The 23,261-nt window shown below is 60.5% G+C and carries 27 protein-coding genes; 11 read left to right on the top strand and 16 right to left on the bottom strand.

Annotation, left to right across the window (positions count from 1 at the left end):
• Window positions 1-85: 85 nt before the first annotated feature.
• From ASD32_RS08930 to ASD32_RS08915, 4 genes are all read left to right on the top strand, one after another.
• A complete protein-coding gene (locus ASD32_RS08930; protein ID WP_060637688.1) occupies window positions 86-955 on the top strand; it encodes a LysR substrate-binding domain-containing protein in 870 nt (289 codons plus the stop codon).
• Between the two features lie 116 nt (window positions 956-1,071).
• Window positions 1,072-1,995, top strand: coding sequence for a DMT family transporter (locus tag ASD32_RS08925; protein WP_060637702.1), 924 nt, complete (start codon window positions 1,072-1,074; stop codon window positions 1,993-1,995).
• 70 nt (window positions 1,996-2,065) lie between these two features.
• Window positions 2,066-2,719 (top strand): ribosome biogenesis GTP-binding protein YihA/YsxC, encoded by a 654-nt coding sequence (yihA, locus tag ASD32_RS08920; protein ID WP_060637687.1) that lies wholly within the window; start codon window positions 2,066-2,068, stop codon window positions 2,717-2,719.
• Window positions 2,720-2,875: 156 nt separating this feature from the next.
• Window positions 2,876-3,415: a DUF1269 domain-containing protein gene (locus ASD32_RS08915; RefSeq protein WP_060637686.1), complete on the top strand. Its 540-nt coding sequence runs from the start codon at window positions 2,876-2,878 to the stop codon at window positions 3,413-3,415.
• A gap of 7 nt (window positions 3,416-3,422) precedes the next feature.
• On the opposite strand, the gene msrB is transcribed toward ASD32_RS08915, so the two are convergent.
• The 4 genes from msrB to ASD32_RS08895 all read right to left on the bottom strand — a co-directional run bounded on the left by msrB (window position 3,423) and on the right by ASD32_RS08895 (window position 6,220).
• Window positions 3,423-3,914, bottom strand: a complete 492-nt coding sequence (gene msrB, locus ASD32_RS08910) for a peptide-methionine (R)-S-oxide reductase MsrB (RefSeq protein WP_060637685.1) — start codon at window positions 3,912-3,914, stop codon at window positions 3,423-3,425.
• Window positions 3,915-4,150: 236 nt separating this feature from the next.
• Window positions 4,151-4,708 carry a fasciclin domain-containing protein gene (locus ASD32_RS08905; protein ID WP_060637684.1) on the bottom strand — a complete coding sequence of 186 codons (558 nt, stop codon included), beginning with the start codon at window positions 4,706-4,708 and terminating at the stop codon, window positions 4,151-4,153.
• 253 nt (window positions 4,709-4,961) lie between these two features.
• Window positions 4,962-5,684: an anti-sigma factor gene (locus ASD32_RS08900; protein ID WP_060637683.1), complete on the bottom strand. Its 723-nt coding sequence runs from the start codon at window positions 5,682-5,684 to the stop codon at window positions 4,962-4,964.
• On the bottom strand, window positions 5,681-6,220 hold the full coding sequence (locus tag ASD32_RS08895) for a sigma-70 family RNA polymerase sigma factor (RefSeq protein WP_060637682.1): 540 nt from the start codon (window positions 6,218-6,220) through the stop codon (window positions 5,681-5,683). The genes ASD32_RS08900 and ASD32_RS08895 overlap by 4 nt, the downstream gene beginning before the upstream one ends.
• A 184-nt stretch (window positions 6,221-6,404) precedes the next feature.
• Here ASD32_RS08895 and argB point away from each other — a divergent pair, with 184 nt between their 5' ends.
• Complete coding sequence (gene argB / locus ASD32_RS08890; RefSeq protein ID WP_060637681.1) at window positions 6,405-7,292, top strand: acetylglutamate kinase; 888 nt, start codon at window positions 6,405-6,407, stop codon at window positions 7,290-7,292.
• Window positions 7,293-7,527: 235 nt separating this feature from the next.
• Here the strand turns inward: argB and ASD32_RS08885 are convergent, their stop codons facing one another.
• Both ASD32_RS08885 and ASD32_RS08880 read right to left on the bottom strand, forming a co-directional pair.
• Window positions 7,528-8,295, bottom strand: coding sequence for an isocitrate lyase/phosphoenolpyruvate mutase family protein (locus tag ASD32_RS08885; RefSeq protein ID WP_060637680.1), 768 nt, complete (start codon window positions 8,293-8,295; stop codon window positions 7,528-7,530).
• A gap of 74 nt (window positions 8,296-8,369) precedes the next feature.
• Complete coding sequence (locus ASD32_RS08880; RefSeq protein WP_060637679.1) at window positions 8,370-9,275, bottom strand: DMT family transporter; 906 nt, start codon at window positions 9,273-9,275, stop codon at window positions 8,370-8,372.
• 186 nt (window positions 9,276-9,461) lie between these two features.
• On the opposite strand from ASD32_RS08880, the gene ASD32_RS08875 reads away from it, so the two are divergent.
• The gene (locus tag ASD32_RS08875; RefSeq protein ID WP_060637678.1) at window positions 9,462-10,187 is read left to right on the top strand and encodes a class I SAM-dependent methyltransferase; all 726 of its coding nucleotides are present in this window, start codon (window positions 9,462-9,464) and stop codon (window positions 10,185-10,187) included.
• A gap of 10 nt (window positions 10,188-10,197) precedes the next feature.
• On the opposite strand, the gene ASD32_RS08870 is transcribed toward ASD32_RS08875, so the two are convergent.
• Window positions 10,198-10,989, bottom strand: coding sequence for a sterol desaturase family protein (locus ASD32_RS08870; RefSeq protein ID WP_060637677.1), 792 nt, complete (start codon window positions 10,987-10,989; stop codon window positions 10,198-10,200).
• Window positions 10,990-11,118: 129 nt separating this feature from the next.
• Here ASD32_RS08870 and ASD32_RS08865 point away from each other — a divergent pair, with 129 nt between their 5' ends.
• Together ASD32_RS08865 and ASD32_RS08860 are read left to right on the top strand one after the other, a co-directional pair.
• On the top strand, window positions 11,119-11,832 hold the full coding sequence (locus ASD32_RS08865) for a pyrimidine 5'-nucleotidase (protein ID WP_082546709.1): 714 nt from the start codon (window positions 11,119-11,121) through the stop codon (window positions 11,830-11,832).
• Window positions 11,833-11,980: 148 nt separating this feature from the next.
• Window positions 11,981-12,499: an EF-hand domain-containing protein gene (locus ASD32_RS08860; protein ID WP_060637675.1), complete on the top strand. Its 519-nt coding sequence runs from the start codon at window positions 11,981-11,983 to the stop codon at window positions 12,497-12,499.
• Between the two features lie 296 nt (window positions 12,500-12,795).
• Here ASD32_RS08860 and ASD32_RS08855 read toward each other — a convergent pair whose 3' ends face one another.
• The 4 genes from ASD32_RS08855 to ASD32_RS08840 all read right to left on the bottom strand — a co-directional run bounded on the left by ASD32_RS08855 (window position 12,796) and on the right by ASD32_RS08840 (window position 16,138).
• Window positions 12,796-14,166: a PepSY domain-containing protein gene (locus ASD32_RS08855; protein WP_060637674.1), complete on the bottom strand. Its 1,371-nt coding sequence runs from the start codon at window positions 14,164-14,166 to the stop codon at window positions 12,796-12,798.
• Between the two features lie 63 nt (window positions 14,167-14,229).
• On the bottom strand, window positions 14,230-14,631 hold the full coding sequence (locus ASD32_RS08850; protein WP_156383110.1) for a DUF2946 family protein: 402 nt from the start codon (window positions 14,629-14,631) through the stop codon (window positions 14,230-14,232).
• An 81-nt stretch (window positions 14,632-14,712) separates the two neighbouring features.
• Complete coding sequence (locus tag ASD32_RS08845) at window positions 14,713-15,150, bottom strand: pyridoxamine 5'-phosphate oxidase family protein (RefSeq protein WP_060637672.1); 438 nt, start codon at window positions 15,148-15,150, stop codon at window positions 14,713-14,715.
• A gap of 88 nt (window positions 15,151-15,238) precedes the next feature.
• On the bottom strand, window positions 15,239-16,138 hold the full coding sequence (locus ASD32_RS08840; RefSeq protein ID WP_060637671.1) for an LOG family protein: 900 nt from the start codon (window positions 16,136-16,138) through the stop codon (window positions 15,239-15,241).
• A 206-nt stretch (window positions 16,139-16,344) separates the two neighbouring features.
• On the opposite strand from ASD32_RS08840, the gene dapD reads away from it, so the two are divergent.
• Together dapD and ASD32_RS08830 are read left to right on the top strand one after the other, a co-directional pair.
• Complete coding sequence (gene dapD / locus ASD32_RS08835) at window positions 16,345-17,202, top strand: 2,3,4,5-tetrahydropyridine-2,6-dicarboxylate N-succinyltransferase (RefSeq protein ID WP_060637670.1); 858 nt, start codon at window positions 16,345-16,347, stop codon at window positions 17,200-17,202.
• A gap of 5 nt (window positions 17,203-17,207) precedes the next feature.
• A complete protein-coding gene (locus ASD32_RS08830; protein ID WP_060637669.1) occupies window positions 17,208-17,567 on the top strand; it encodes a DUF805 domain-containing protein in 360 nt (119 codons plus the stop codon).
• A gap of 32 nt (window positions 17,568-17,599) precedes the next feature.
• Here ASD32_RS08830 and ASD32_RS08825 read toward each other — a convergent pair whose 3' ends face one another.
• From ASD32_RS08825 to ASD32_RS08815, 3 genes are all read right to left on the bottom strand, one after another.
• A complete protein-coding gene (locus ASD32_RS08825; protein ID WP_060637668.1) occupies window positions 17,600-18,751 on the bottom strand; it encodes a GAF domain-containing sensor histidine kinase in 1,152 nt (383 codons plus the stop codon).
• Between the two features lie 116 nt (window positions 18,752-18,867).
• Window positions 18,868-19,914 (bottom strand): aldo/keto reductase, encoded by a 1,047-nt coding sequence (locus tag ASD32_RS08820; protein ID WP_060637701.1) that lies wholly within the window; start codon window positions 19,912-19,914, stop codon window positions 18,868-18,870.
• A gap of 144 nt (window positions 19,915-20,058) precedes the next feature.
• On the bottom strand, window positions 20,059-20,967 hold the full coding sequence (locus tag ASD32_RS08815; RefSeq protein WP_060637667.1) for an AraC family transcriptional regulator: 909 nt from the start codon (window positions 20,965-20,967) through the stop codon (window positions 20,059-20,061).
• Between the two features lie 188 nt (window positions 20,968-21,155).
• Between ASD32_RS08815 and ASD32_RS08810 the strand changes: the two genes are divergently transcribed.
• The gene (locus ASD32_RS08810; RefSeq protein ID WP_060637666.1) at window positions 21,156-21,896 is read left to right on the top strand and encodes an SDR family NAD(P)-dependent oxidoreductase; all 741 of its coding nucleotides are present in this window, start codon (window positions 21,156-21,158) and stop codon (window positions 21,894-21,896) included.
• Window positions 21,897-21,961: 65 nt separating this feature from the next.
• On the opposite strand, the gene ASD32_RS08805 is transcribed toward ASD32_RS08810, so the two are convergent.
• Both ASD32_RS08805 and greA read right to left on the bottom strand, forming a co-directional pair.
• Complete coding sequence (locus ASD32_RS08805) at window positions 21,962-22,435, bottom strand: VOC family protein (RefSeq protein WP_060637665.1); 474 nt, start codon at window positions 22,433-22,435, stop codon at window positions 21,962-21,964.
• Window positions 22,436-22,560: 125 nt separating this feature from the next.
• Complete coding sequence (greA, locus tag ASD32_RS08800) at window positions 22,561-23,043, bottom strand: transcription elongation factor GreA (protein WP_060637664.1); 483 nt, start codon at window positions 23,041-23,043, stop codon at window positions 22,561-22,563.
• Window positions 23,044-23,261 lie beyond the last annotated feature (218 nt).

Below are 23,261 nucleotides of genomic sequence, written 5' to 3'. Positions count from 1 at the left end.
TGGAATAGTTTGACGGGATCAGATTACTGCCGCACATTCGTTTTGAAAAATTGGAAGTTTATAACTATCAGTTTGGAAAAACAGAATGGTTTTGCCTGTCAACCTTGATATGGACGTCCTGCGAACCTTCGTTACCGGCGTCAACCTGGGCAGTTTTGCCAAGGCCGCAAATCGTCTTGGCCGATCCCCTTCCGCCATCAGCCTGCAGCTGCGCAAACTGGAGGAACAGGCGGGCCAGACCCTGTTTCAAAAACAGGGACGCGGTCTTGCGCTTACAGAGGCTGGCAACATTATCCTCGGCTATGCCCGGCGCATTCTCGACCTCAACGATGAGGCCCGCAGCGCCATGACCGGACTGTCGGCCATGCAGGGCTGGGTGAGGATCGGGCTGCCGCAGGATTTTGCCGAGACGTGGTTTCCAGGCCTGCTCGGCCGTTTTAGCCGCGCCTACCCCATGGTGCGCGTCGAAGCCCGTGTCGATCGCGGATCGGCACTTGCCGAGGCCGTTCAACGCGGCGAGCTTGATCTTGCCTTGACATGGGGCAGCATGGCGGACGCGCATGCAGAGATCATCGCTACCCGGCCGGTCGTCTGGATCGGTCCGGACGGGTTCAGGCGCAACGAAGGCGAAACCCTGCCGCTGATCGCCTTCGATTCGCCGTGTGCGTTTCGCAGCGCCGGACTAGAAGCCCTTGATCGTCAGCGGATCGAATGGCGGCACGTTTTTGCCAGCCCCAGCCTTGGCGGCCTCTGGGCGGCGGTGACGGCGGGACTTGGCGTGACACTGCGCACCGCCGAGGGCGTGCCGCCGCATTTACGCGTGCTGGACCCCGCTGCGTCCGGCCTTCCGGCGCTTGGGGATATCGAACTCGCCTTGCACCGGTCCGGCAGTGACCAGAGCTCTGCGATCGCCCGATTGCAGGCGCTGTTGATAGAGGCGATCACCCCAAGTTAAGCCCCTGATACGGTATCGGCGCCGCCAGAAAGAATTGCGACAAATGCCTGTCGCGGATACCGGCGCACGCTGTTGAAATCGGTCCTACATTGCATCATCGCAACCGGATGTCCGTCATGTCGCAGCCCCTGCCGCAACCTGCAACCATTGGCCGGCAAAGCGCTGCGCAGGGCGCGGCACTGGTACTCGGCTCTGCCATCGTCTGGAGTTTCGGCGGAACGCTGGCGCGCTTCCTGTCGATCGAGGATGGCTGGACCATCGTTTTCTGGCGCTCGTTCTTCGCCGCCACCTTTTTGATCGGCTTCATGCTGTTGCGCGACGGGCCGCGCGGCACCGTCTGGCTGTTTCGCAACATGGGGCTGCCGGGCATCGCGGTCGGGCTCTGTTTTGCCATCGCCTCGACCTCGTTCATCCTGGCGCTCGCCTATACCACCGTTGCCAATATCGTTCTCATCCAGGCCGGCGTGCCGCTGATTGCCGCGCTGATCAGCTGGATCGTCTTTCGCGAGCGCGTCTCGCTCATCACCTGGCTTGCCATTGCCGCCGTGATCTGCGGCGTTGCCATCATGGTGTCGGATTCCATCGGCGGGACGGTCTCGCCCGCCGGCGATGCGCTTGCCGTCCTGATCGCCTTCGTCTTTGCGCTCGCGACCGTCATCACCCGGCGTTATGCACATGTGCGGATGACGCCGGCTGCCTGTTTCGGCACGATCGTTGCCGGTGCGGTGGCGGCCGTCATGGCGTCCGGCTTCAGCGTCACCCTGCCGGAACTCGGCATCCTCGTCACGTTCGGGGCGCTGAATTTCGGGCTGGGTCTCGCATTCTTCGTCACCGGCGCCCGGCTTATCCCGTCAGCGCTTGCAGCCCTTCTCGGTACCGCCGAGACGATCCTCGCACCTCTTTGGGTCGCGCTCATTCACGGCGAAATCCCGAGCCTCAACACCATCGCCGGTGGAACGGTGGTCCTGATTGCGCTGCTTTCCTATCTCAGCGTCGAGATGTGGCGCCAGCGGCGCGCCGCGCTCTCAGCAAATTGGTGAAAATGGCGAGTTTTCTTGACATGACGGCACAAAACCGTGAAGTCCTGAACAAAAGCCAAGGACAGACACCATGACAGACGCGACGCAGCAGGACGACAAGCCCCTTTTCGGGCGGCCATGGGTTTTTATCCGCGGCGTGCCGTCGATGAAATTCCTGCCGCCGGAAGGTCCGCTGGAGATCGCCTTTGCCGGCCGCTCCAATGTCGGCAAGTCGTCGCTGATCAACGGACTGGTGGGCCAGAAGGGTCTTGCGCGCACGTCGAACACGCCCGGCCGGACCCAGGAGCTCAACTATTTCGTTCCCGACGGCTATTCCGGCGAACCGGGCGATCTGCCGCCAATGGCGCTGGTGGATATGCCCGGCTATGGCTATGCGCAGGCACCGAAGGAACATGTCGATGCCTGGACCAAACTGGTCTTCGACTACCTGCGCGGCCGCTCGACGCTGAAACGCGTCTATGTGCTGATCGACAGCCGCCATGGCATCAAGAAGAACGATGACGATGTGCTGAACCTGCTCGACAAGGCAGCGGTCTCCTATCAGGTCGTGCTCACCAAAACCGACAAGATCAAGGACCCCGCCGTTCCGCGGCTGATTGCCGAAACGCTGGAAAAGATTAAGAAGCGGCCCGCCGCCTTCCCGGAAGTTCTGGCGACCTCCTCGGAAAAGGGTCTGGGAATGGAAGAACTGCGCGCCGCCATCCGCGTCGCGATCTCGACCTGACATATATCGCAGTCCATTACAGCATGAAGCGCAATTTTGCGCGGCATGCTGTAATTGCAACTGTCACACTACCCCAACATGAAACATGCTCTATCTGCTTGCGCGGGGTGGCCTTCCGGCTGCCTCCAATGTGTCAGGCGTTCAAGGAGATATGACATGTCCGATCTGATTGTGGTGGGGTTTGACAGCACCGAAGAAGCCGACAAGGTGCTTCTGAAGCTGAATACGCTGAAAAAAGAATATCTGATCGATCTTGAGGATGCCGTGGTGGTCGTGCGCGACGAGACCGGCAAGGTCCATCTGAAGCAGAGCATGAACCTCACCGCCATCGGTGCGACCTCCGGGCTTTTGAGCGGTTCGCTGTGGGGCGGCCTGGTCGGCCTTTTGTTCCTCAACCCGCTCGCAGGCTTTGCCATTGGCGGTGCGATCGGTGCGGGCACCGGCGCGCTTTCGGGGTCGCTTGCCGATTACGGCATCGACGACGACTTCATCAAGTCGCTCGGTGAAACCATTCCCAACAATTCCTCGGCGCTGTTCGTGCTGGTGCGCAAGGTGCAGCCGGAAAAGGTCCTGGCGGAGTTTTCCGGCCTGCGCGGCAAGGTTTTGAAGACATCGCTTTCGCCCGACCAGGAAGCCAAGCTGCAGGCAGCACTGTCCGGTACGCAGCCGGCATCGCCGGCAGCGGGCAGTTTTTAAACAACGATCAGGCGGCCGATGCGGGCGTAAACGTCATTGCCATCCCGTTGATGCAATGGCGCATGCCGGTCGGCTGCGGCCCGTCGTCGAAAATATGGCCGAGATGGCCGCCGCACCGGCTGCAGTGACATTCGGTGCGGGTCATCAGCAGTGACGTATCCGTGCGCGTGCCGACCGCCTTCGGCAGCGATTCCCAGAAGCTTGGCCAGCCGGTGCCGCTGTCATATTTCGTTTCCGACGAATAGACCGGCAGATCGCAGCCCGCGCAATGGAACGTGCCCTTGCGCTTTTCGGTGTTCAGCGCACTGGTGAAAGGCCGCTCCGTGTCTTCATGACGCAGGATTTGGTATTGCTCGGCCGTCAGGCTTGCCTTCCATTCCGCATCGGTTTTCGTCACCGCGAAGGTTTCGGCGGCAACCGCTTCATGTTTAAAACCGCGAAAGGCCGCAGTCGCGGCAAGGGCAACTCCGGAGATAAGAAAAAGGCGTCGGCTTGTCATGATACTCTCCCGTCTGCCGGATGGTGCCGGCATATGCGTGAAGCTAGTACGGCGTTTGCGCGGCGGCAAAACAAATGCCGATCAATCCCGCGTGAGCAACAACTTGTATACGGCATAAAAAGGCCACCGGTGAGTGAATACCGGTGGCCTTGAGGCCGGAGATGACTTGAGCCCCGGCCTGGAGCCGAAAATGCGTTGAGGTTGCATCCGGCCCCCAAACCACGAGGGCTTCCAGATTAGGACTTCGGCAGAAGCACCTTGTCGATCACATGGATGACACCGTTCGACTGCTTGACGTCGGCGATGGTGACATTGGCAACACCACCGGTTTCATCGGTGAGCGTAATCTTGCCGCCATCGTCCTTGGCCTTGAGAATGCAGCCGCCGACAGTCTTGACGTCATGCGTGCCGCCATCATCCTTGACCATCTTGGCAATCGTTGCAGCCATCGCATCTGCTGCAACGACGTGGCAGGTCAGAACCTTGGTCAGCATGGCCTTGTTTTCAGGCTTCAAAAGCGTATCGACCGTGCCGGCTGGCAGGGCAGCGAATGCTTCGTTGGTTGGTGCAAACACCGTGAACGGGCCCTTGCCCTGAAGGGTTTCAACGAGACCGGCAGCCTTGACGGCGGCGACCAGTGTCGTATGATCCTTGGAGTTGACGGCATTTTCGACGATGTTCTTGTTTTCATACATCGGCGCGCCGCCGACCATCGGATTTTCGGCATGAGCGGCAAATGTGCCAGCGGCCAGTATTGAAGCGACGGTGACCGTGCGCAGCATGGACTTGAACATTTCTATTCCTTCCTGTTGACTTCGCGGACCCGCAAATGCGGGCCTCTCCCAATTTTTCTGGAATTCATGTTCTCTGCGCAGAGGACAAAACAAGAAACGGAAAGGCGTTCGAAAGAGTTTCAGGAAAGTTTGCAATTCGCCAAATATTTGATTTTTTATGTTTTTATGACAATCCCGTTCAAGAGACAAAAAATGCTGCACTTTTTCAAGCGCAGCATTCGGTAATGATAAACTTACAGATAGAGGTCGAGACTTAAGGCAGCCGTGTCTTGCCGACGGCGACGACAGGGCCGGTCGCCGTTCCCGTTGGCGAACCGCCGAACGGCTCGACGCTGACCGCAAGAGTGACGCCGGCGCCGAGTTTCGAGCGCATCTCCGGCGGAATGATGATCTCGCCTTCGCCGGTCTGCGGCAGGATGCCGAGAGACTTGGCGGGATTTTCGCCTTCGATCAGCCAGAGTTCCAGCGATTTGGCCTCTGTCTGTCTTGCTGCAACCGGCGTAATTTTCAGCGCGCCGCTGCCGGCGTCATAGTGCGCAAGCAGATTGATCGTCGTGCTGGCATCGCCGGCCAGCTCCGCCACGAGCGGTTCCTGCCGGCTGACGGGCGTCAGGATACCGTTGGTCAAGGTCGCAACGGTGACGAGCCCGGCAACCGATGCCAGCGTCAGCATGCGCCACAGCGCCAGCGAATTCCAGAAGCCGCCTGCGGCAACCACGGGCTTTGCCTGGGCGGCAAACAGCCGGCGCTCGACAGCAACCAGCACCTGCGGCGGCGGCGCAATCGGTTCATAGGCGTCATCGAAGGAGGACAGATTGCTCTGCCAATGATTGACCATGGCGGCGAACGCGCCATCAAGGACCATGCGCGCCTCGACCTTGCGGCGATCGTCGGCAGACAGAACACCCAGCACATACTCGCCCGCAATCACCTGGTCGCGACGGGAATCTCCGCTTTCGGGGTTCTGTGTGGTCATCGCTCCATGCACTCTCTCAGTTTCAACAGGCTGCGGCGCAGCCATGTTCGCATCGTGTTTAGCGGCGTGCCGAAAAGCTCGGCCAGTTCCTGGTAGCTCAACCCCTCGACATAGGCCTTGCGCACGGCATCGGCGCGGTCTGCCTCGAGTTCGTTCATGCAATTGTCGATCCGGCGGCCCTCCGCCGTATTGATCGCGGTCTTTTCCGGATCCGGCGCAGAATCCGCCAGATCATATGCCTCGTCAATCGTGTTTGCCACCGGCTTTCGCGCCCGCAAATGATCGATTGCATGATTGCGCGCAATCGCCGATAGCCAGGACATCGGGTTGGTGTCGCCGCTGGCATAACGGTCGGCCCGCTGCCATATCTTGATGTAGATTTCCTGCAAAGCTTCTTCCGCTTCCGTCCGGTCTCTCAAGATACGCAGGCAGATGGCAAAAAGTTTCGGGCTGGTCTGCCCGTAAAGAGCGGAGAAGGCTGCGCGATCCCTGAGCGAGACCCGGCCGATCAGCGTGGAGATGTCGTTTGTTGTCATTGATACTCCGGTCCTCGTCCGTCAGGGCGAACATAGAGCACAAGCCTGGGGATAAAAAGACCAGTTGCGGCAGATAAACAAGGTTGCAGCAGGCGATGTCACACCGGCTTTATCTTTGCTGGGGATCATTCCCTCCACCGGAAACTTGCGCTAAACAGCACCCGGCTAATTTCGAGGTATTCCCATGTCCGCATCCGAAAGCGAAATCCAGGCAAATCTTCTCGCCAAGGCGCTGCCCTATATGCAGCGCTACGAGAACAAGACGATCGTGGTCAAGTATGGCGGCCACGCCATGGGCAATGCCGAGCTCGGCAAGGCTTTTGCCGCAGATATCGCGCTTTTGAAGCAGTCGGGCGTCAATCCGATCGTCGTGCATGGCGGCGGCCCGCAGATCGGCGCGATGCTGACCAAGATGGGCATCGAATCGAAGTTCGAAGGCGGCCTGCGCGTCACCGATCAGAAGACCGTCGAGATCGTCGAGATGGTTCTGGCGGGTTCGATCAACAAGGAAATCGTCGCCCTGATCAACCAGACCGGCGAATGGGCGATCGGGCTGTGCGGCAAGGACGGTAACATGGTCTTTGCCCAGAAGGCCCGCAAGACCATAGTCGATCCCGACAGCAATATCGAACGCGTGCTCGATCTCGGCTTTGTCGGCGAGGTGACGGAGGTCGATCGCACCCTGCTCGATCTTCTGGCCAAGTCGGAAATGATCCCTGTCATCGCCCCGGTTGCCCCCGGCCGCGACGGCGCGACCTACAATATCAACGCCGATACATTTGCCGGCGCGATTGCCGGTGCGCTCAATGCCACCCGCCTCCTGTTCCTCACCGACGTTCCCGGCGTCCTCGACAAGAAGGGCGAACTGATCAAGGAACTCTCGGTCGCAGAGGCGCACGCGCTGATCAAGGACGGCACGATTTCCGGCGGCATGATCCCGAAAGTCGAAACCTGCATCGAAGCGCTCGCCCGCGGCGTCGAAGGCGTCGTCATCCTGAACGGCAAGACGGCCCACTCGGTGCTGCTCGAAATCTTCACGGAGCATGGTGCGGGAACGCTGATCGTTCCGTAAGGGGCGTTCGGTAACGCAGGCGCCGTCGAATGCCTGATGGCGACCTGCTCCTTCCGTCAGTCCTGTGCCTGTCACTGGAATCCAGCCACAAGAGGTCTATCGCGTGAAGACGTCTTTCGGCGACGCAGACCAACGCGCCGCTTTTGGACCCTCGCCACGAGGGCGAGGATGACGGAGAGTTTCAGATTTACGGCTTCCAAAAACGTTTGCGGCATGATCAGCAAACGCAAGCTCCTTAGCCTTGCTGATAAACCGCGCCGGCCTCAGCCTTCAGCCACTCGATCATCGCCCGGTACGGTCCCGGCCCATAGCTGATGCGGGCGACGCCCAGCCCTGCCAGCGCCGTCACATCCATGCCCGGCCGCATCATGATATTGACCGGCAGCGATACCGCCTCGCAGACCCGTCCGATAAGGTCCGGGTTCGACAATCCCGGCACGAAGAAGCCGCTGGCGCCAGCTTCGGCATAGGCGGCCGCCCGCTCGATCGCCTCGTCCACCAGCGGTGCATGCCGCACGGGATCGGAGAGTTTGAGGAACAGGTCTGTGCGGGCATTGATGAAGAAGGGGATGCCCTTTTCGTCTGCCTTGGCCCGGATCGCCTTGATCCGAGCGGCCTGTGCCTCGAGCGTATGCAAGCCGCTGCCGCCGACTACCTGATCCTCGAAATTGATGCCGACAGCGCCGGTATCGATGACATGGCCGACGTTCTCGGCAGTCGCGGCCGGGTCTTCCGAATAACCGCCCTCGAAATCGATCGAGACCGGCAGGTCAGTCGCTGCAACAATGCTGCGGGCGATATCGACGAGCTGCGGCATCGGGATCTGCTGGCCGTCGCCATAACCGTTGGCATCGGCCACCGACCAGCTTCCCGTTGCCAGCGCCTTTGCGCCGGATGCGGTCACGGCCTTGGCGGTGCCTGCATCCCAGATATTATAGAGCACCACCGGATCGCCCTTGCGATGCAGGTTGGCGAACGCCTTAGCCTTGTCCGTCTGGTTCATCGTCTTTCCTCCGAAAACAATTCACGCCTGTCATGCCACAACAGCGATGACCTGCGCCAGAGCCTAGGGACGGATCACGTCCACATCAAAAGCAGCAGGATACCCGCCACGATCAGCAGGCAGCCGGCGGTTTCCATGCGGTTGATGCGTTCGCGGAACAGGAAGATCGAGGCCATGAAAGTGAAGACCAGCTCGATCTGCCCAAGCGCCCGTACATAGGCTACCTGTTGCAGGGTCATCGCCGTAAACCAGCAGGCCGATCCCGTGACACCCGCCAGCCCGACAAGTGCCGAGGACCGCCAGGCGCGCGCCACGCGTCCGATCTCGCTCTTATCCTTGATCACCATCCAGACCAGCATGAACACCGTCTGGAACGTCGTGACGCAGGCAAGGGTCACGGCCGCCTGCATCACCGCGTTCGGCCCGTCCAGCGACAAGGATGCCGAGCGGTAGGCGACGGCAGAAATGCCGAACACCGCGCCGGAGGCAATGCCGATCAATGCCGTGCGCCCGGTCAGCGCCACCAGGAGATTGCGCCAGGATAGCGGCATGCGCGCCACGGAAATCATCATCACGCCGGCGACACCAACAACGATCGCCGCGATTGCGCCGGGCGTCAGCCGTTCGCCCAGGATGATCAGACCGAAGATCGCCGCCTGCACCGGCTCCGTCTTTGAATAGGCGGTACCAACCGCAAAATTGCGCAGCGAGAAGAGATAGACCAAAAGAATGGTCGCAAAGATCTGCGCCAGTCCGCCGAGGACCGCCCAGAACACGAAGCTGCCATTCAGCTGCGGAAAGGCATAGCCAGCGGCATAGTGCAGACCGAAGACATAGGCGATGGCCAGCGGGAAGCCGAAGCCGAACCGCACGAAGCTGGCGCCCGTCGTTCCGAGCGACCCCTGCAGATGCTTTTGCAGCGCTGAGCGCAGGTTCTGCAAAAACGCGGCGGCGATTGTGATGACGATCCAGGCTTCCATCCCTGCCCGCTAGCATGGCGCCAGCGCAGAATCCATATCCACGCGGCGCATCGGCAGGAGTTGTCGCCTTTCGGACACAGCGCGGCCCGGCTTTCATTGCCACGTGGATCGTTCCGTCACGGCGCGCCTTGCGCCATCCAGCGTGCACGCTAGCTTGCCTTTCATCATTTCGACCAAGGAAATTCCATGCCGGACCTGCATTATGAAGAGCCATCGCTGGCTGAACTCTATGATCTCGACAGCGGCTGGTCGATCGACCGGGATTTCTATCTGGCGCTTGCAGGTGCTGCCCCCCAACGCATACTTGACCTTGGATGCGGCACTGGACTGCTATGCGACGCCTATGCCGCTCTTGGCCATTCGGTGACCGGTGCCGATCCGGCGAAAGCCATGCTGGATGTGGCGCGGCAAAAGCACAACGGGGAGAAGATCGAGTGGGTCTTATCCTCAGCCCAGGATTTCCGTTCGCCCAAACGGTTCGACCTGATCATCATGACAGGCCACGCCTTTCAGGTGTTTCTCGACGACAGCGATATCCTCGCCGCCTTCGCAACCATGCGGCAACATCTTGCGCCGGGCGGCTTAATCGCGTTCGAAAGCCGCAACCCTGCGATAGACTGGCCGGCGCGCTGGAACGGGGAGAGCGATCTCACCACTGGCGGGCAGACCGTCCGCCAGTCCCGTCAGGTCACGAAAATTGCCGGCAAGCGCATCGCGTTCGAGACCCGTTATGCGCTGACCGAGCGCACGCTCGTGTCATCCAGCGAGCTGTTGTTCCTCTCGCGAACGGATATCGAGGACCGGTTGAAAGCTTCTGGGCTGCGGGCGGAACAGGTCTACGGCGACTGGCACGCACAGCCGTTCGACGCGGCCGTTTCGGATGAAATGATCTTCATCGTCCGGGCCGTCTGACCGGACAGGTTCAGACCGACTTTTCCTGAGTCTTAGCCCGAACCACGGGCTGGCGGAAGGTTAGCGGTGGCACTTCCTCCTCGGTCTTCTTCACGCGCTGGTCGTAATCGGGCGAAACCGTGCCGAGCACCCGGTCCCAGAAGGAGAAGTAATTGCCGTAATTGTAGCGGAAGCCCGAATGGTGCTGGTCGTGGAACGTCGTGCACAGCATCGGCGAGGGATAGCGCGCCGTCGAGGAGGCGAAATACTCGAACCCGCAATGGCCGAACATGCCGTTGAAATGCTCGAACACCCTTTGCCCGATCAGGATCGCGGGGGGGAACGGCACGACGAAGACGATGACGGCGGTAAAACCCTGCAGCAGGAAATTATCGAGCACATCCTCGGAATAGGTGCTCCAGACCGTGGGCGCGACGCTCTTGTGATGCAGCGCATGCAGCGGATACATCCACTTGGTGTGCAGCAGCCGGTGCATGAAATAGAACCAGGTGTCGTAGAGAAACATGATCAGCAGGAACAGCGGCAGCGCCGTCCACCAGCTGAATTCCCACGGCGTTATCGCCCAGCCCTTTGCCTGGACATAAAGACCGATCGTCAGCGGCAGGCAGGCGCTGAACATGGAAGCGAGGCTCTGGCGGATTTCCGCATTGCGGCGTTTGCCGGAGCCGCGGCCCTTTTGAATTCTGCGCTCCGGGTTGCGATCGTTGACGAACGTGACGGCAAAACCGAAGGCGAAATAGGTGATGACCGAGGCGGCATAAAAGCCCAGCAGAAACAGACCGTAGAAAACTTCGTCCGACATCAATACACGCCCTGCGCCCAAACCCGAAGCCTGGAACCTGCCACAGCAGTATGGCAACGCAAAGGGGAAATGCGGCCGGAGTTGAAAAAGCCCATTTCCTCGTCAGATTTGCCATGGCATAACGCGGCCATGACACAGCTCGACCGCCTGCCGACACAAGCCGATTTCGCCCATGTCACCGACTGGGTGTTCGATCTCGACAACACGCTCTATCCGCATCACGTTAATCTGTTTTCGCAGATCGACCGCAACATGACGGCCTATGTCGCGGCGCTGTTGACGCTGGATCCGGTGGCCGCCAAGGCGCTGCAGAAGGAATATTACCGTGATCACGGCACCACGCTGCAGGGCCTGATGATCCATCACGGCATCGATCCCAACGAGTTCCTGCAAAAGGCGCATGCGATCGACTATTCCGTCGTTCCCGCCGATCCGGCGCTTGGCGAGGCCATCAAGGCGCTGCCCGGCCGCAAGTTCATCTTCACCAATGGCAGCGTCAAGCATGCCGAGATGACGGCGCGCGCACTCGGCATCCTCGATCATTTCGACGACATTTTCGATATTGTCGCGGCCGAATATGTGCCGAAGCCCGCGGGCGACACCTATAACAAGTTCATGAGCCTGCACCGGGTCGATACCAAGCACGCCGCCATGTTCGAGGACCTGCCGCGCAATCTCGTGGTGCCGAAGGCGCTTGGCATGAAGACCGTTCTCCTGGTGCCGCGCAATTTCGAATACGAGTTTGCCGAAGCCTGGGAAAGAACCGAAGAAGGTTCCGCCGAGGTGGATTACGTGACCGAAGACCTGACGGGCTTCCTCAACCGGCTTCTCGCCGAGACCTGACGGGCTTCTCCACCTTCGCCGAAACACAGTTTCGACAAGAAAAAACCCCTTTCTTGTCAAAGACTTAAATTACCAAAGTTTAACTGGCCATTCCGGCCGGGCTGTCTATCCTCGCTTCAGGGACAATGATCACTGAAAGGATTTTGACATGCGCAAGAACAGTTTGATTCTCGGTGCCGTCGCAGCCAGCTTGACGCTCACCGGCTTTGCCGCCCCCACCTTCGCCGCCCGGCAGAAGCCGACGCCGGAGCAGCGCGCCGAATGGGCGATCAAGCGCTTCGACACCAATGGCGACGGCAAGGTCTCGCTCGACGAGGTCCACGTCCGAACGGCAGAAGCCTTCAAGACATTCGATGCCGATGGCAATGGCCAGGTCACCCGCGAAGAAATCAAGGCACAGCGCAAGGCCCATGGCCAGGCATGGCGGGCTGCCAAGGAAAAGACCGGCGCAGACAAGACTGCGGCGATGGACAAGCTCAAGGAAGCGCGCCCGGCCATGCTCCCCGGCGTGCGCCAGAAGGGCTTCAAGCGCGCCGATACCGACAAGAACGGTTCGCTGAGCCTCACGGAAGTGACAGCCCGCGCCGACGCCATGTTCAAGCGCCGCGACACCAATGGCGACGGCGTCATCGACGCCGCAGACTTCAACAAGACCCGGAAGATCTGACGTCATTGCCCCGGCCAGGAGATGGCCGGGGCGTTCAGACTGCTAATAAACGCTGAAGCCGATGTTTGACGACAGCGGCACCCCCACACTCCGTCATCCTCACCCTTGTGGTGGGGATCCAGCGACCCGACGTCCGTCGGGCCAAAAGACCTTATCAGCTCAAGGACTTGAGCTGACTGGATGCCCGCCACAAGGGCGAGCATGACGGAGGAAATTAGAGCCTCGTACGATCAATACGGAAATCAGGACCCTCCCCTTTCTGGGGAGGGTTCTTCGTTATGTGACGGTTCTGGCGCTTATGGTGCAAACCGGATCGCCCGGCGGAAATGCGGATAGCTCCAGTCGAGCACCAGCATCACCACCAGCGAGAGACCGACCAGCGGAAAGAGGATGCCGCCGATCGCCAGCATCGCGATCAGGCCGCGAAACACCCGCTTGTCCGACGGCATCGGCGGCACGCCGAGCGAGCCTTTTGGACGGCGCTTCCACCACATGATTGCAGCCGACACCGCCAAAAGCACGATCGCCATGCATGCCACCAGCAGCACCAGTTGGTTCACCAGGCCGAACTCCTGCCCCATGTGAACATTGATCCCCCATTCCAGCGCCTTACCGAGCGGGCCGTAATCGGCATAGCTCATGTCGATCAAAGGCTCACCGCTATATTGATCGAGATGCACCACCCGCTGCTGAGAAACGTCGTCGGGATAGACCGAACCGGTATAGACCCCTTTCGGCTGCATCGGAATATTCACCGCATAGCCATCATGCAGTCCCAGCCGGTCGAAGATGGTGACAGCCTGATCGAGGCTGATTGCCGTGGTGCCTTCGCCTGTCGACTGCGGTACCTGCGCCTGTTCCAGCGACCAGGTGGTTTTGGCGACGTGGTCGAGATGTTCACCGGACATTGGCACGGAAGTGCGCACGCCGGCCGGATAGCCGAAATTGCTGCCATTTGCCCATTCATTGACCTTCTCGCCCCAGACGCCGGACCACGGCATGCCGGTGACTGCGAGGAAGACGATGAAGAAACCCACGAATATGCCGCTGACCGCATGGGTATCGCGCCAGAACACCCGCCGTTTCGGTGTGCCTCTTACGCTCAAGACGCCGCCAGTCTGTGCGCGTGGCCACCAGAGATAGATGCCGGTGGCTACCAGAAGCACGGACCAGCCGGCGGCGATTTCGATGAGCGAGCGGGCAAACGAGCCGAAATATTTCAGGCTGTGCAGGGTGCGGATGGTCCACATGATGGTGCCGCGATCGGGAAGCGCGCCCAGCACCTTGCCATCATAGGGGTTGACGTAAACCGCCAGTCTGCCGGCTGTCTGTGAGTTGACGGTGATCTCGACGGAATCCTCCGGCGATGGAGGGTCGGTATATTTCACCGCCGTTCCGGGATAGGCGGCAAGGGCAGCCGTGACCATCGCCGATGGTGCCGCAACCGCAGTGTTTTCCTGGATCTCGACATGTTTCAGATCGGCATAGACAAGACCGTCGATCTCGTCGCGAAACAGATAGAGCGCGCCGGTGACGGCAAGCGTGATCAGAAAAGGCAGGACAAGAAGGCCTGCATAGAAATGCCAGCGCCAGACGGCGCGGTAAAGGTCGGACGGCGAACGTGCCGCAACAGCGGCATCCGCGCGGCCGATGGTGAAATCGGACATGGGTCTCTCCAGATGAGCGAAAATGACGGCCGGCGCACTGCGGCCAGCCTGATCTTTATGACGTCATGCGGAGAGTGATGGGGGTGCCCTGGCTTCGGCAAAGGTGCTGCGGAGGAAAACCCTGGGCGCTGGCTTTACGGCAAAATAGAGTTCGACCGGATGACCAAGGGCGGGAGCGGCGATTTCGATCGCCCGGCCAGGCAAGGCCGGCGTATGCCCCGCTGCCAACTGGCAGAGCGTGGCGCACATATCGTGCGCGGCCTTTTGCGGCACGCCGGGAGAGGTCTGTTGGGGGCCATCTTCATGGGCAATACAGATAATATTGAAGGGATCGACGGCAGCGCTTGCCATCGTCCCATGCGCAACGCCGGCCACAAGTCCCTGCAGCAGAAACATAGACGCAATCAGCACGGCGATAGCGCCGGCCGACACTCTATCTTTCAAGACAAGCCGCAGGGTTTTCATCACGGCTCATTGCCACAGCCGCGACGCGCTGTCACTGCGACACAAAGCCGGTGGCCGGGATTTTTTGAAAGACTGAAAACCTTAGTGACGCTGCTTGGCGCCATCGAGCTTGACTTCGCCTTCGTCCTCGCCGTCCCAATAATGCACCCTGGTGGCGCTGACCTTGATCAGGACGAGACCCTCGGTATCGACGCCGTCCTTGAACCAGTCGTCCAGATCCTTTGTCCAATGTTCCTTGAACGCCGCCTTGTCCTTGATGAGGTCGGCCTCGCCTTCGACAGCAACCAGAAAGGCTTTCTCGCCCTGGAAGGATAGACCCACTTTGGAATTGCGCTTGATATCCTCCACCATGCGCGATTCTTCCCAGGTGAAATAATAGGAATCGCCGTCGTAATCGACTTCGCCATTGTTGCTCATCGGCCGGCCGGCAATGGCGCCGCCGTCTGTATGGGTGGAGAGCATTGCGATATCGATATCGCGCATTTTGGTGGCTATGTCGGAAAGGCTTCTGTCACTCATGATCGTCTCCCGTGTCGATGACTGACGGGAGAACGCAGTCCGCGCCGTTTGGTTCACGCGCGGACCGCAGAAGACAGGATGACGGTCCCTACCGGGCCCCGGATGCCACCGGAACCGTGGCCGGATCGACCGTCTCGTAGAATTTCGAGATGATCTCCCAGGCTTCGTCAGCGGTTTCGACGAACTGGATAAGATCGAGATCAGCGGGCGAGATGGTGCCGAAATCGGCCAACGCCTCGAAATTGATGACGCTGCGCCAGAATTTTTCACCAAACAGGATCAGAGGCACCAGCGCCATGCGGCCGGTCTGCATCAGGGTGATGGTCTCGAACAATTCATCGAACGTGCCGAAGCCGCCCGGAAAAACCGTGACGGCCTTGGCGCGCACGAGAAAATGCATCTTGCGGATGGCGAAATAGTGGAAGTTGAACGACAGGTCCGGCGTCACGAAGCGATTGGGGGCCTGCTCGTGCGGAAGCACGATGTTCAATCCGATCGATGGCGCGCCGATATCGTCGGCGCCGCGATTGCCGGCTTCCATCACCCCCGGCCCGCCGCCGGTGGTCACGACATATTCCTTGTAGCCGGACTGGGCCGAATGCAGCGAGCAGAGACGGGCAAACTTGCGCGCTTCCTCGTAATAGATTGAGGCAGCCGTCAGGTTCTGGCGCTGCGTCTCGTTCTTTGCCGCCCAGGCGTCGCCGCCGGGCTCGGGAATACGGGCGCCGCCAAACATCACCACCGTCGAGTTGATACCGCGCTCGGCCATGATCATTTCAGGCTTCAACAGCTCAAGCTGCAGCCGCACGGGGCGCAGCTCCTCGCGGGCGAGAAAATCATCGTCGGTATAGGCGAGCCTGTAGGACGGGGACATCGATTGCGGGGTCTGGGGAACACCCGCCGCGCGTTCGCGGGTCTGCTGGCTATCGACCAATGGGTCCCAGGCCCCATCCTTGCGCCGCAAATTCCGCTTCTTCATTCTTGCCATGTCAAACTTTCCTGCCGCAAACCGACAGCAAATCATCGCTGCCGGATGCTCCTTCCAACGTCCCGGTCGCTACGGATCAAATCACCCGCGCCCATTCCGGCACATACACCTTCATCCAGCGCGGACTGCAACCGAAAACCACTTCAATTTTTCGGGATCATGCTCTAGAGCAGGTTACGATAGCCGCCGAAGTTTAAGGAATTCCGATGACGACCCATGATCTCGCCTCCCTGTCGCAGACCATCGACACCGCTTTCGACAACCGCGACAGCGTCACCATCAACACCAATGGCGAGATCCGCGATGCGGTCAACACCGCCCTCGACCTGCTTGACGGCGGCAAGGTGCGCGTTGCTGAGCGCGGAGCCGACGGCAACTGGACCGTCAATCAATGGCTGAAAAAGGCCGTCCTCCTGTCGTTCCGGCTGAACGACATGGAAGTCGTCAAGGGCGGATCCGGTCAAGCTACCTGGTGGGACAAGGTTCCCTCCAAGTTTGAAGGCTGGGGTGAAAACCAGTTCCGCGATGCCGGCTTCCGCGCCGTGCCCAACGCGGTCGTGCGCCGCTCCGCCTATATCGCTCCCAATGCCATCCTGATGCCGTCCTTCGTCAATCTCGGCGCCTACGTCGGCGAAGGCACCATGGTGGATACCTGGGCGACGGTCGGTTCCTGCGCCCAGATCGGCAAGCATGTGCACCTGTCCGGCGGCGTGGGCATCGGCGGCGTGCTGGAGCCGATGCAGGCGGGGCCGACGATCATCGAGGACAATTGCTTCATCGGCGCCCGCTCGGAAGTCGTCGAAGGCTGCATCGTGCGCGAGGGCTCGGTTCTTGGCATGGGCGTGTTCATCGGCAAATCGACCAAGATCGTCGATCGCGCCACCGGCGAAGTCACCTATGGCGAAGTGCCGCCCTATTCCGTTGTCGTGGCCGGCTCGATGGGCTCCGGCGCCATCATGCCGAACGGTGTGGCCGCGCCGAACCTCTATTGCGCCGTGATCGTCAAGCGCGTCGATGAAAAGACCCGCTCGAAGACCGGCATCAACGAACTGCTGCGGGACTAAACACTATGCAAAGGGAGGGGCGGAAGAGCATGTCCTGGCTGTTCTTCAGTCCCTCCGGCCGCGTCAGCCGCCTGCCCTATTGTCTCGGCTGGCTGTTTTGTGCCGCAGCAAGCGGCTTTGTCCTGTCGCGGGTGCTGGCGCATCAGGGCGATGACATTGCGCTGGCGCTCTGGACGTTGATCCTGGTGGTCACCGCGCTTGTTTCTACCGCATCGATCGCGTTGATGACGATCAAGCGCCTGCACGATACCGGCTATCCCGGCCACCTCGCCATCTGCCTGTTCATCCCGGTTTTGAGCCCCGTCCTGTTCCTGGCACTCTGCCTATGGCCTGGTACTGAGGGCGAAAACGAATACGGACGCTGATCGGCGCAAGGGAACAAGCGACGTGATCGTGATTATTGCTGCGGCATCTGGAAGGTGAAACGGGTCTCTTCCGGTGTCGATGTGACCAGAAGCTTACCCTTGTGCGCCTTGGCGATTTCCGAGGCGATATAGAGCCCAAGGCCCAGCCCCTGCAGATTGGCCCTGGCCGAGGCGCGTACGAACGGCTTGAACAGGTCCTTGACGACAGCCTCGGGGATAGGCTCGCCGGCATTGATCACAGTCAATTCGAAATATCCGCCGGATGCGGCAGAGTGCACCCTTATCGGTGCCTCCGGGTCGCCATGGGTCAAGGCATTGGCCAGAAGGTTCGACAGCAACTGGCCAATCCGGCCTTCGTCGCACCGAACCATCGCTTCCGACAGGTCCGCCTCGATCCGGCGGCGCGGATTGGCAAGCGCGAGCTCTGCCACCACCTGCTCCAGAACGGGGCGAAGCGGCACGCGGTCGGCCTGCTCGATGGAAATGCCGCCACCGAGCCGGCCACGGTCAAAATCCAGCACATTGTCGATCAGGCCAGACATGCGCGAAATGCTGCTTTGCATCAGCGTAAGCACGGCCTTTCCTTTATCGTCCGTCACCGTGCGCTGCAGCATGCGGGTGCCCGCATCGAGAGAGGCGAGCGGATTGCGCAGGTCGTGGCCGAGTACGGCGATGAACTGCTCGCGCAGCTCGCTGCCCTGCCGCTCCTGGTCGATCCGGTCATGGGCATCAAGATGGAAGGCTATCAGATTGGCAAACAGCTTGAACATGCCGGCGATTTCAGGCGTATTCAGCTTGCGCGGCACCGTATCGATGGCGCAGAGCGTTCCGAAGAACGAACCGTCGCCCAGCGTGATCGGCACAGAGATATAGCTCTGCAGGCCATAGATCGCTGGCGTATGATGACCGGAATAGGCCGCGTCCTCGGCGACATTGTCGATGATCACCGGCTCCCGGTGATCGCGGATTTCGTTGCAGATCGTCGTTTCGATCTTCAGCTCGCCGCCCGGCTCCAGCCCGAAAGCCAGATTGTCCTTGACGCCGCAGGCGATCCAGCGGTCGGCAGTCACCCGCGCCACTGCGGCAAAACGCATGCCCGTCGTCTTGCAGACCACATCGAGAATGGTCGGCACGGCGCTGATCTGCGCGATAATTTCAACCGCCGCGGCGGGATTGTCGTTCACTGCGAAACTTTCAATCAGAGGCGTTGTAAAGCACTTACCCTCTTTCTCGACGGAATACGCCCCAGATGCAAGCCCGTAGATTGGTAGGGGCGGCATTCGCTGCCGCCCCGTCAATATCAAGCCTTGGGTTCGAACGGTTTCGGGCGGCGGGCCGCTCCCTGCCGCTCCAGCATCCAGCCCGGATATTCCGGCGGCAGCGCGCTGACATCGTCAAGCTTGGCCAAATCTTCAGCATCGAGTTGAAGCTCAACCGCCTTCAGGTTTTCCTCCAATTGCTCCACCCTCTTGGCGCCGATGATAACGCTGGTGACAAAGGGTTTGGCCAGAATGAAGGCGAGCGCCACTTCGGCAACACTGGCGCCGTGTTTCGCCGCAACCTCGCGCATCGCGGCAACGCAGGCCCAGGCCCGGTCCTTGTCAACCGGCGGAAAATCGAAACTTGCCCGGCGGCCCTCGCCGTTTCCGGGCGCGCCCGGTCCGTACTTGCCCGACAGGAGCCCGCCCGCAAGCGGCGACCAGACCATCAGCCCCATCTTCTCTTCCGTCAGCAGCGGCACGATGTCGCGCTCCAGATCGCGGCCGGCGATCGAGTAGTAGGCCTGCAGCGTCTCGAACCTTGCGAAACCCTTGCGCTCGGAAACACCCAGCGCCTTGGCAATGCGCCAGGCCTGCCAGTTGGACATGCCGACGTAACGAACGAGCCCGCCCGAAACCAGATCGTCCAATGCCCGCAACGTCTCGTCGATCGGCGTCACCGTATCGGTGCCATGGATCTGATAGAGATCGATATGGTCCATCTGCAACCGGTCTAAGCTTTCCTCGACCGAGTCCATGATATGGCCGCGCGAGGCGCCGCGATCGTTCGGCCCCTCGCCCATCTGGCCGAAAACCTTGGTGGCGATGACCACATCCTTGCGGGCGACGCCGAGATTGATCAGCGACTGCCCCAATAGACGCTCCGAATCGCCGGCCGAATAGACATCGGCCGTATCGATGAAATTGACGCCGGCCGCCAGGGACCGCTCGACGATGCGATCGGCCGCATCCTGGTCGACATCGGCGATCGCGCCCCACATGCCGCCTCCGGCCGCGCCGAAGGTCATCGTCCCCAGGCATATTTCGGATACGAACAGGCCGGTATTGCCAAGCTGATTGTAACGCATGGTGAGCTCCATAATTCTTGGATTGAGGGTTTCTGCGATGCGATAGAGTGAAAATGCCCGGCTTCAAGCGCGGGTCTGATGAAAGGGCGCAACCGGCGTTGCACCCTTGTCTTCCGGACGGCTATCCGCGTCCAAAACGGTTTCTTATTCGGCGGCAACCTGGGTTCGCAGCGTCGCGACATCGCGCAGCGGCGGCTGACCGTAAAAACGGGTATATTCCAGCCCGAATTGCGACGGGCTCTGGTAGCCGACCGTATGCCCGGCCATTCCGGCATCCATGTTTTCCACCAGCATCAGCCGGCGCGCCTCATAGAGCCGCAGCTGCTTTTGATACTGCATCGGTGTCATCGCCGCGACCGACTTGAAATGATGGTGCAGCGAGGAAACGCTCATGCCGCAATGCTCGGCCAGATCCTCGATCCGCAACGGCCGGACATAGTGTTCGCGCAGCCAGGCAATCGCCTTGGCGACGCGGTTTCCGGGGCTGTCTACCGTTGCGATCTGGATCAACCGTGGTCCGTAAGGCCCTGTCAGGAGACGATAGAGAATTTCCTGCTCGACGAGAGGCGCCACCCCTGCAATGTCGCTTGGAGTATCAAGGAGCCTGAGGTATCTCAGTGTCGCATCCACCAGGGCGGGCGAGGCCCGGTGCACGGCAAGGCCGCGCATGCCATCGGCCGTTGCCGCGACCGGGGGAACGGCAATGCGCTGCAGCACCTCGCGCAAGCGGTCGGGATTGATCACCATGCCCAGCCCCAGATGCGGCGCCTGCGGACTGGCGACGCTGACCCTGGAGACAACCGGCAGATCGAACGACACGACAACACAATCGCCAGCCCCGTAATGATAGACATCCTGGCCAAGCGTGACGGTTTTCTGGCCTTGGGCAATCAGAGCGAAGGCCGGGCGATGCGCGAGATGCACGGGATTGGTCGGCGCAGTCTGGCGCCCGAGCCGCAGGTTCTCGATCGCGGTCGGAAACATGCCCGAGCCCGAGGTATGGCGCGAAATGATTGCAGCGATTTCACCGAAACGTTCTGTTTGATTGTCCATGGACCGGGGCGGCTTTCCGATTTTCAACTGATCCAACGCTACAGCGGAATTCGGGGCCGGGGAATGGCACTCCAGTCACATTTGCAGGATCGCATAGAAATCTCGGAGTATCGTTGTAACGCTTATGCCTTGCTGTGCGGCATGCTTGTTCATCGGATGAACAGATCCGAAGAATCAAGGAAATTGCCATGACCAGATTGACCGGAAAAACCGCCGTCGTCACCGGTGCTGCCTATGGACCGGCGGCCCGGATCGCCGTCCGCCTTGCAATTGAAGGTGCAGCCGTCATCGTCAACGATACCACGGACACGCATGCCGCCTCCCGCCTTGCCGCCGATATTGTCGGGCTCGGCGGCCGGGCTGTTGCCGTCGAAGGCGATGTCTCCAAATCGCAGGATGTGAAGCGCATCTTCCGGGTGACCAAAGAAATCTTTGGCAGGCCGGATATCATCGTCAACACTGCAAGCCTGGTGCGGGTCGCGCCCAGCCAAGGCGAACCCGCCGCCAACGGCACCTTTGCCGTCAATGTATTCGGTACTTTTCTCATGTGCCAGGAAGCAGCACGCCAGTTTGCCGGCAAGGGCGGCCTGATCCTCAACATGAGCGCTCAGGCTGTCACCGCGCCGGACGTGAGAACCCCGGACGCGGAGATGCAGTCCACCGTCCGGAGCGCCATCGACATGCTGACACTCGGCCTTGCCCGCGACTTTGCCGAGCGCGGCATCCGCGTGATCTCGATCGATCCGGCGGATTTTGATGCGCAAAACCTGTACGAGCCCGATCTGGCCGCAAAGACCCCGCGCCGCGTTCCGGCCCTCAGATCGCTGCGCCGTGCCCGCCTGCCGGGCGCCGGCACATCCGGCGCCACCGACGATATCGCCTTCATCCGCAACGACCTCGTCGCATCCGCAGGCTGGCGCGGCTGGTAAAAGCCAGCCGGACCTGCGTCTGTCCGCCTGCGGCTGGGCAAAACAGGCACGGCGCCTGCGGCGCCTCAGCCGCGGCGGGCCGCCTCGATCGCGGCGACATCGATCTTCTTCATCGTCATCATCGCATTAAAGGCACGCTTTGCCTCATCGCCGCCCGCCGCCATCGCGTCGGTCAGCACGCGCGGCGTGATCTGCCAGGAAATATCCCACTTGTCCTTGCACCAGCCGCATTCGCTCTCGCGGCCACCATTGCCGACAATCGCGTTCCAATAACGATCCGTCTCCTCCTGATCCTCCGTTGCGACCTGAAACGAGAAGGCTTCGTTGTGCTTGAACGCGGAGCCGCCGTTGAGGCCGATACAGGCAACGCCGAGAACGGTGAATTCGACGACCAGCACGTCTCCCTGCTGACCCGACGGATAGTCTCCCGGTGCACGGATGACCGCTCCAACGCTGCTGTCGGGAAATGTTTCGGCATAAAAATGGGCAGCGGCTTCAGCATCCTTCTCGTACCATAGGCAGATGGTATTCTTTGCCATTGCATTATCCTTTCGCTCTTTCACTCTCTCCATTGCGGCGAGAATTAGCACTCGAATCAGACTTTTCCAGCCTGTCGGAACCCATTTCAAACGCGGCACCCAAGGGCGGCGAAGAGGCATTTTCTTTATGCGATGGCGATGATCTCAAGCTCCTGATCGCCGCTGCCGGCGACATCGCCGACGGCCTTGCCGGTCAAGAGCCGGGCGACCGGCGAAACATAGGAAATCGATCCCGCCTTCGGATCCGCCTCGTCCTCGCCGACGATGCGGTACGTCTGGACGCGTCCGTCAATGCGGCTGAAGGTCACCGTACTGCCAAAGGAGACACTGGCATTCGACACAGGTGCAGGCACTACTTCGGCCGTGTGAACCCTTGCTGCAAAATAGCGCGCATCGCGCAACGGATTTGCCATCTGCCGCCGCCGCTCGTTGATATCTTCGATCGCGCTTGCAGCATCGCAGGCCGCGCGCGCCTGTTGAAGCTGCACCTCCAGCGCCCTCAATCCGGCCTCCGTCACCCGGTTCGGATGCTGCGAAACCGGCCGCTCCGGCAGATGGGTTTCCGCAGCCGTCTCAGCACTGTCGTCCTTGGCAAAGGCAACACTCAATTTATAGAACTCCGTTTTGGCATCATGTGGTCCTGCAGGTTTGCGGGACTATCTGAGGGATGACCACGCGCGCGTTTCACCTCGAGCAGTCAAATGCGTGAATAGAAGCCTATCACATTGCTCCATCATCCACCTGGAACTTTATAACACCCCCACCAAGTCATCATTGAGAAAGGCGAACTTTCCCGGACGTGGCCATAGACCGCTGAGCGGCCGCA

Origin of the sequence: Rhizobium sp. Root483D2 (genome assembly GCF_001426685.1) — a bacterium.
GTDB classification, from domain to species: domain Bacteria; phylum Pseudomonadota; class Alphaproteobacteria; order Rhizobiales; family Rhizobiaceae; genus Pararhizobium; species Pararhizobium qamdonense.
This window is presented reverse-complemented; position numbering and strand designations above follow the sequence as displayed.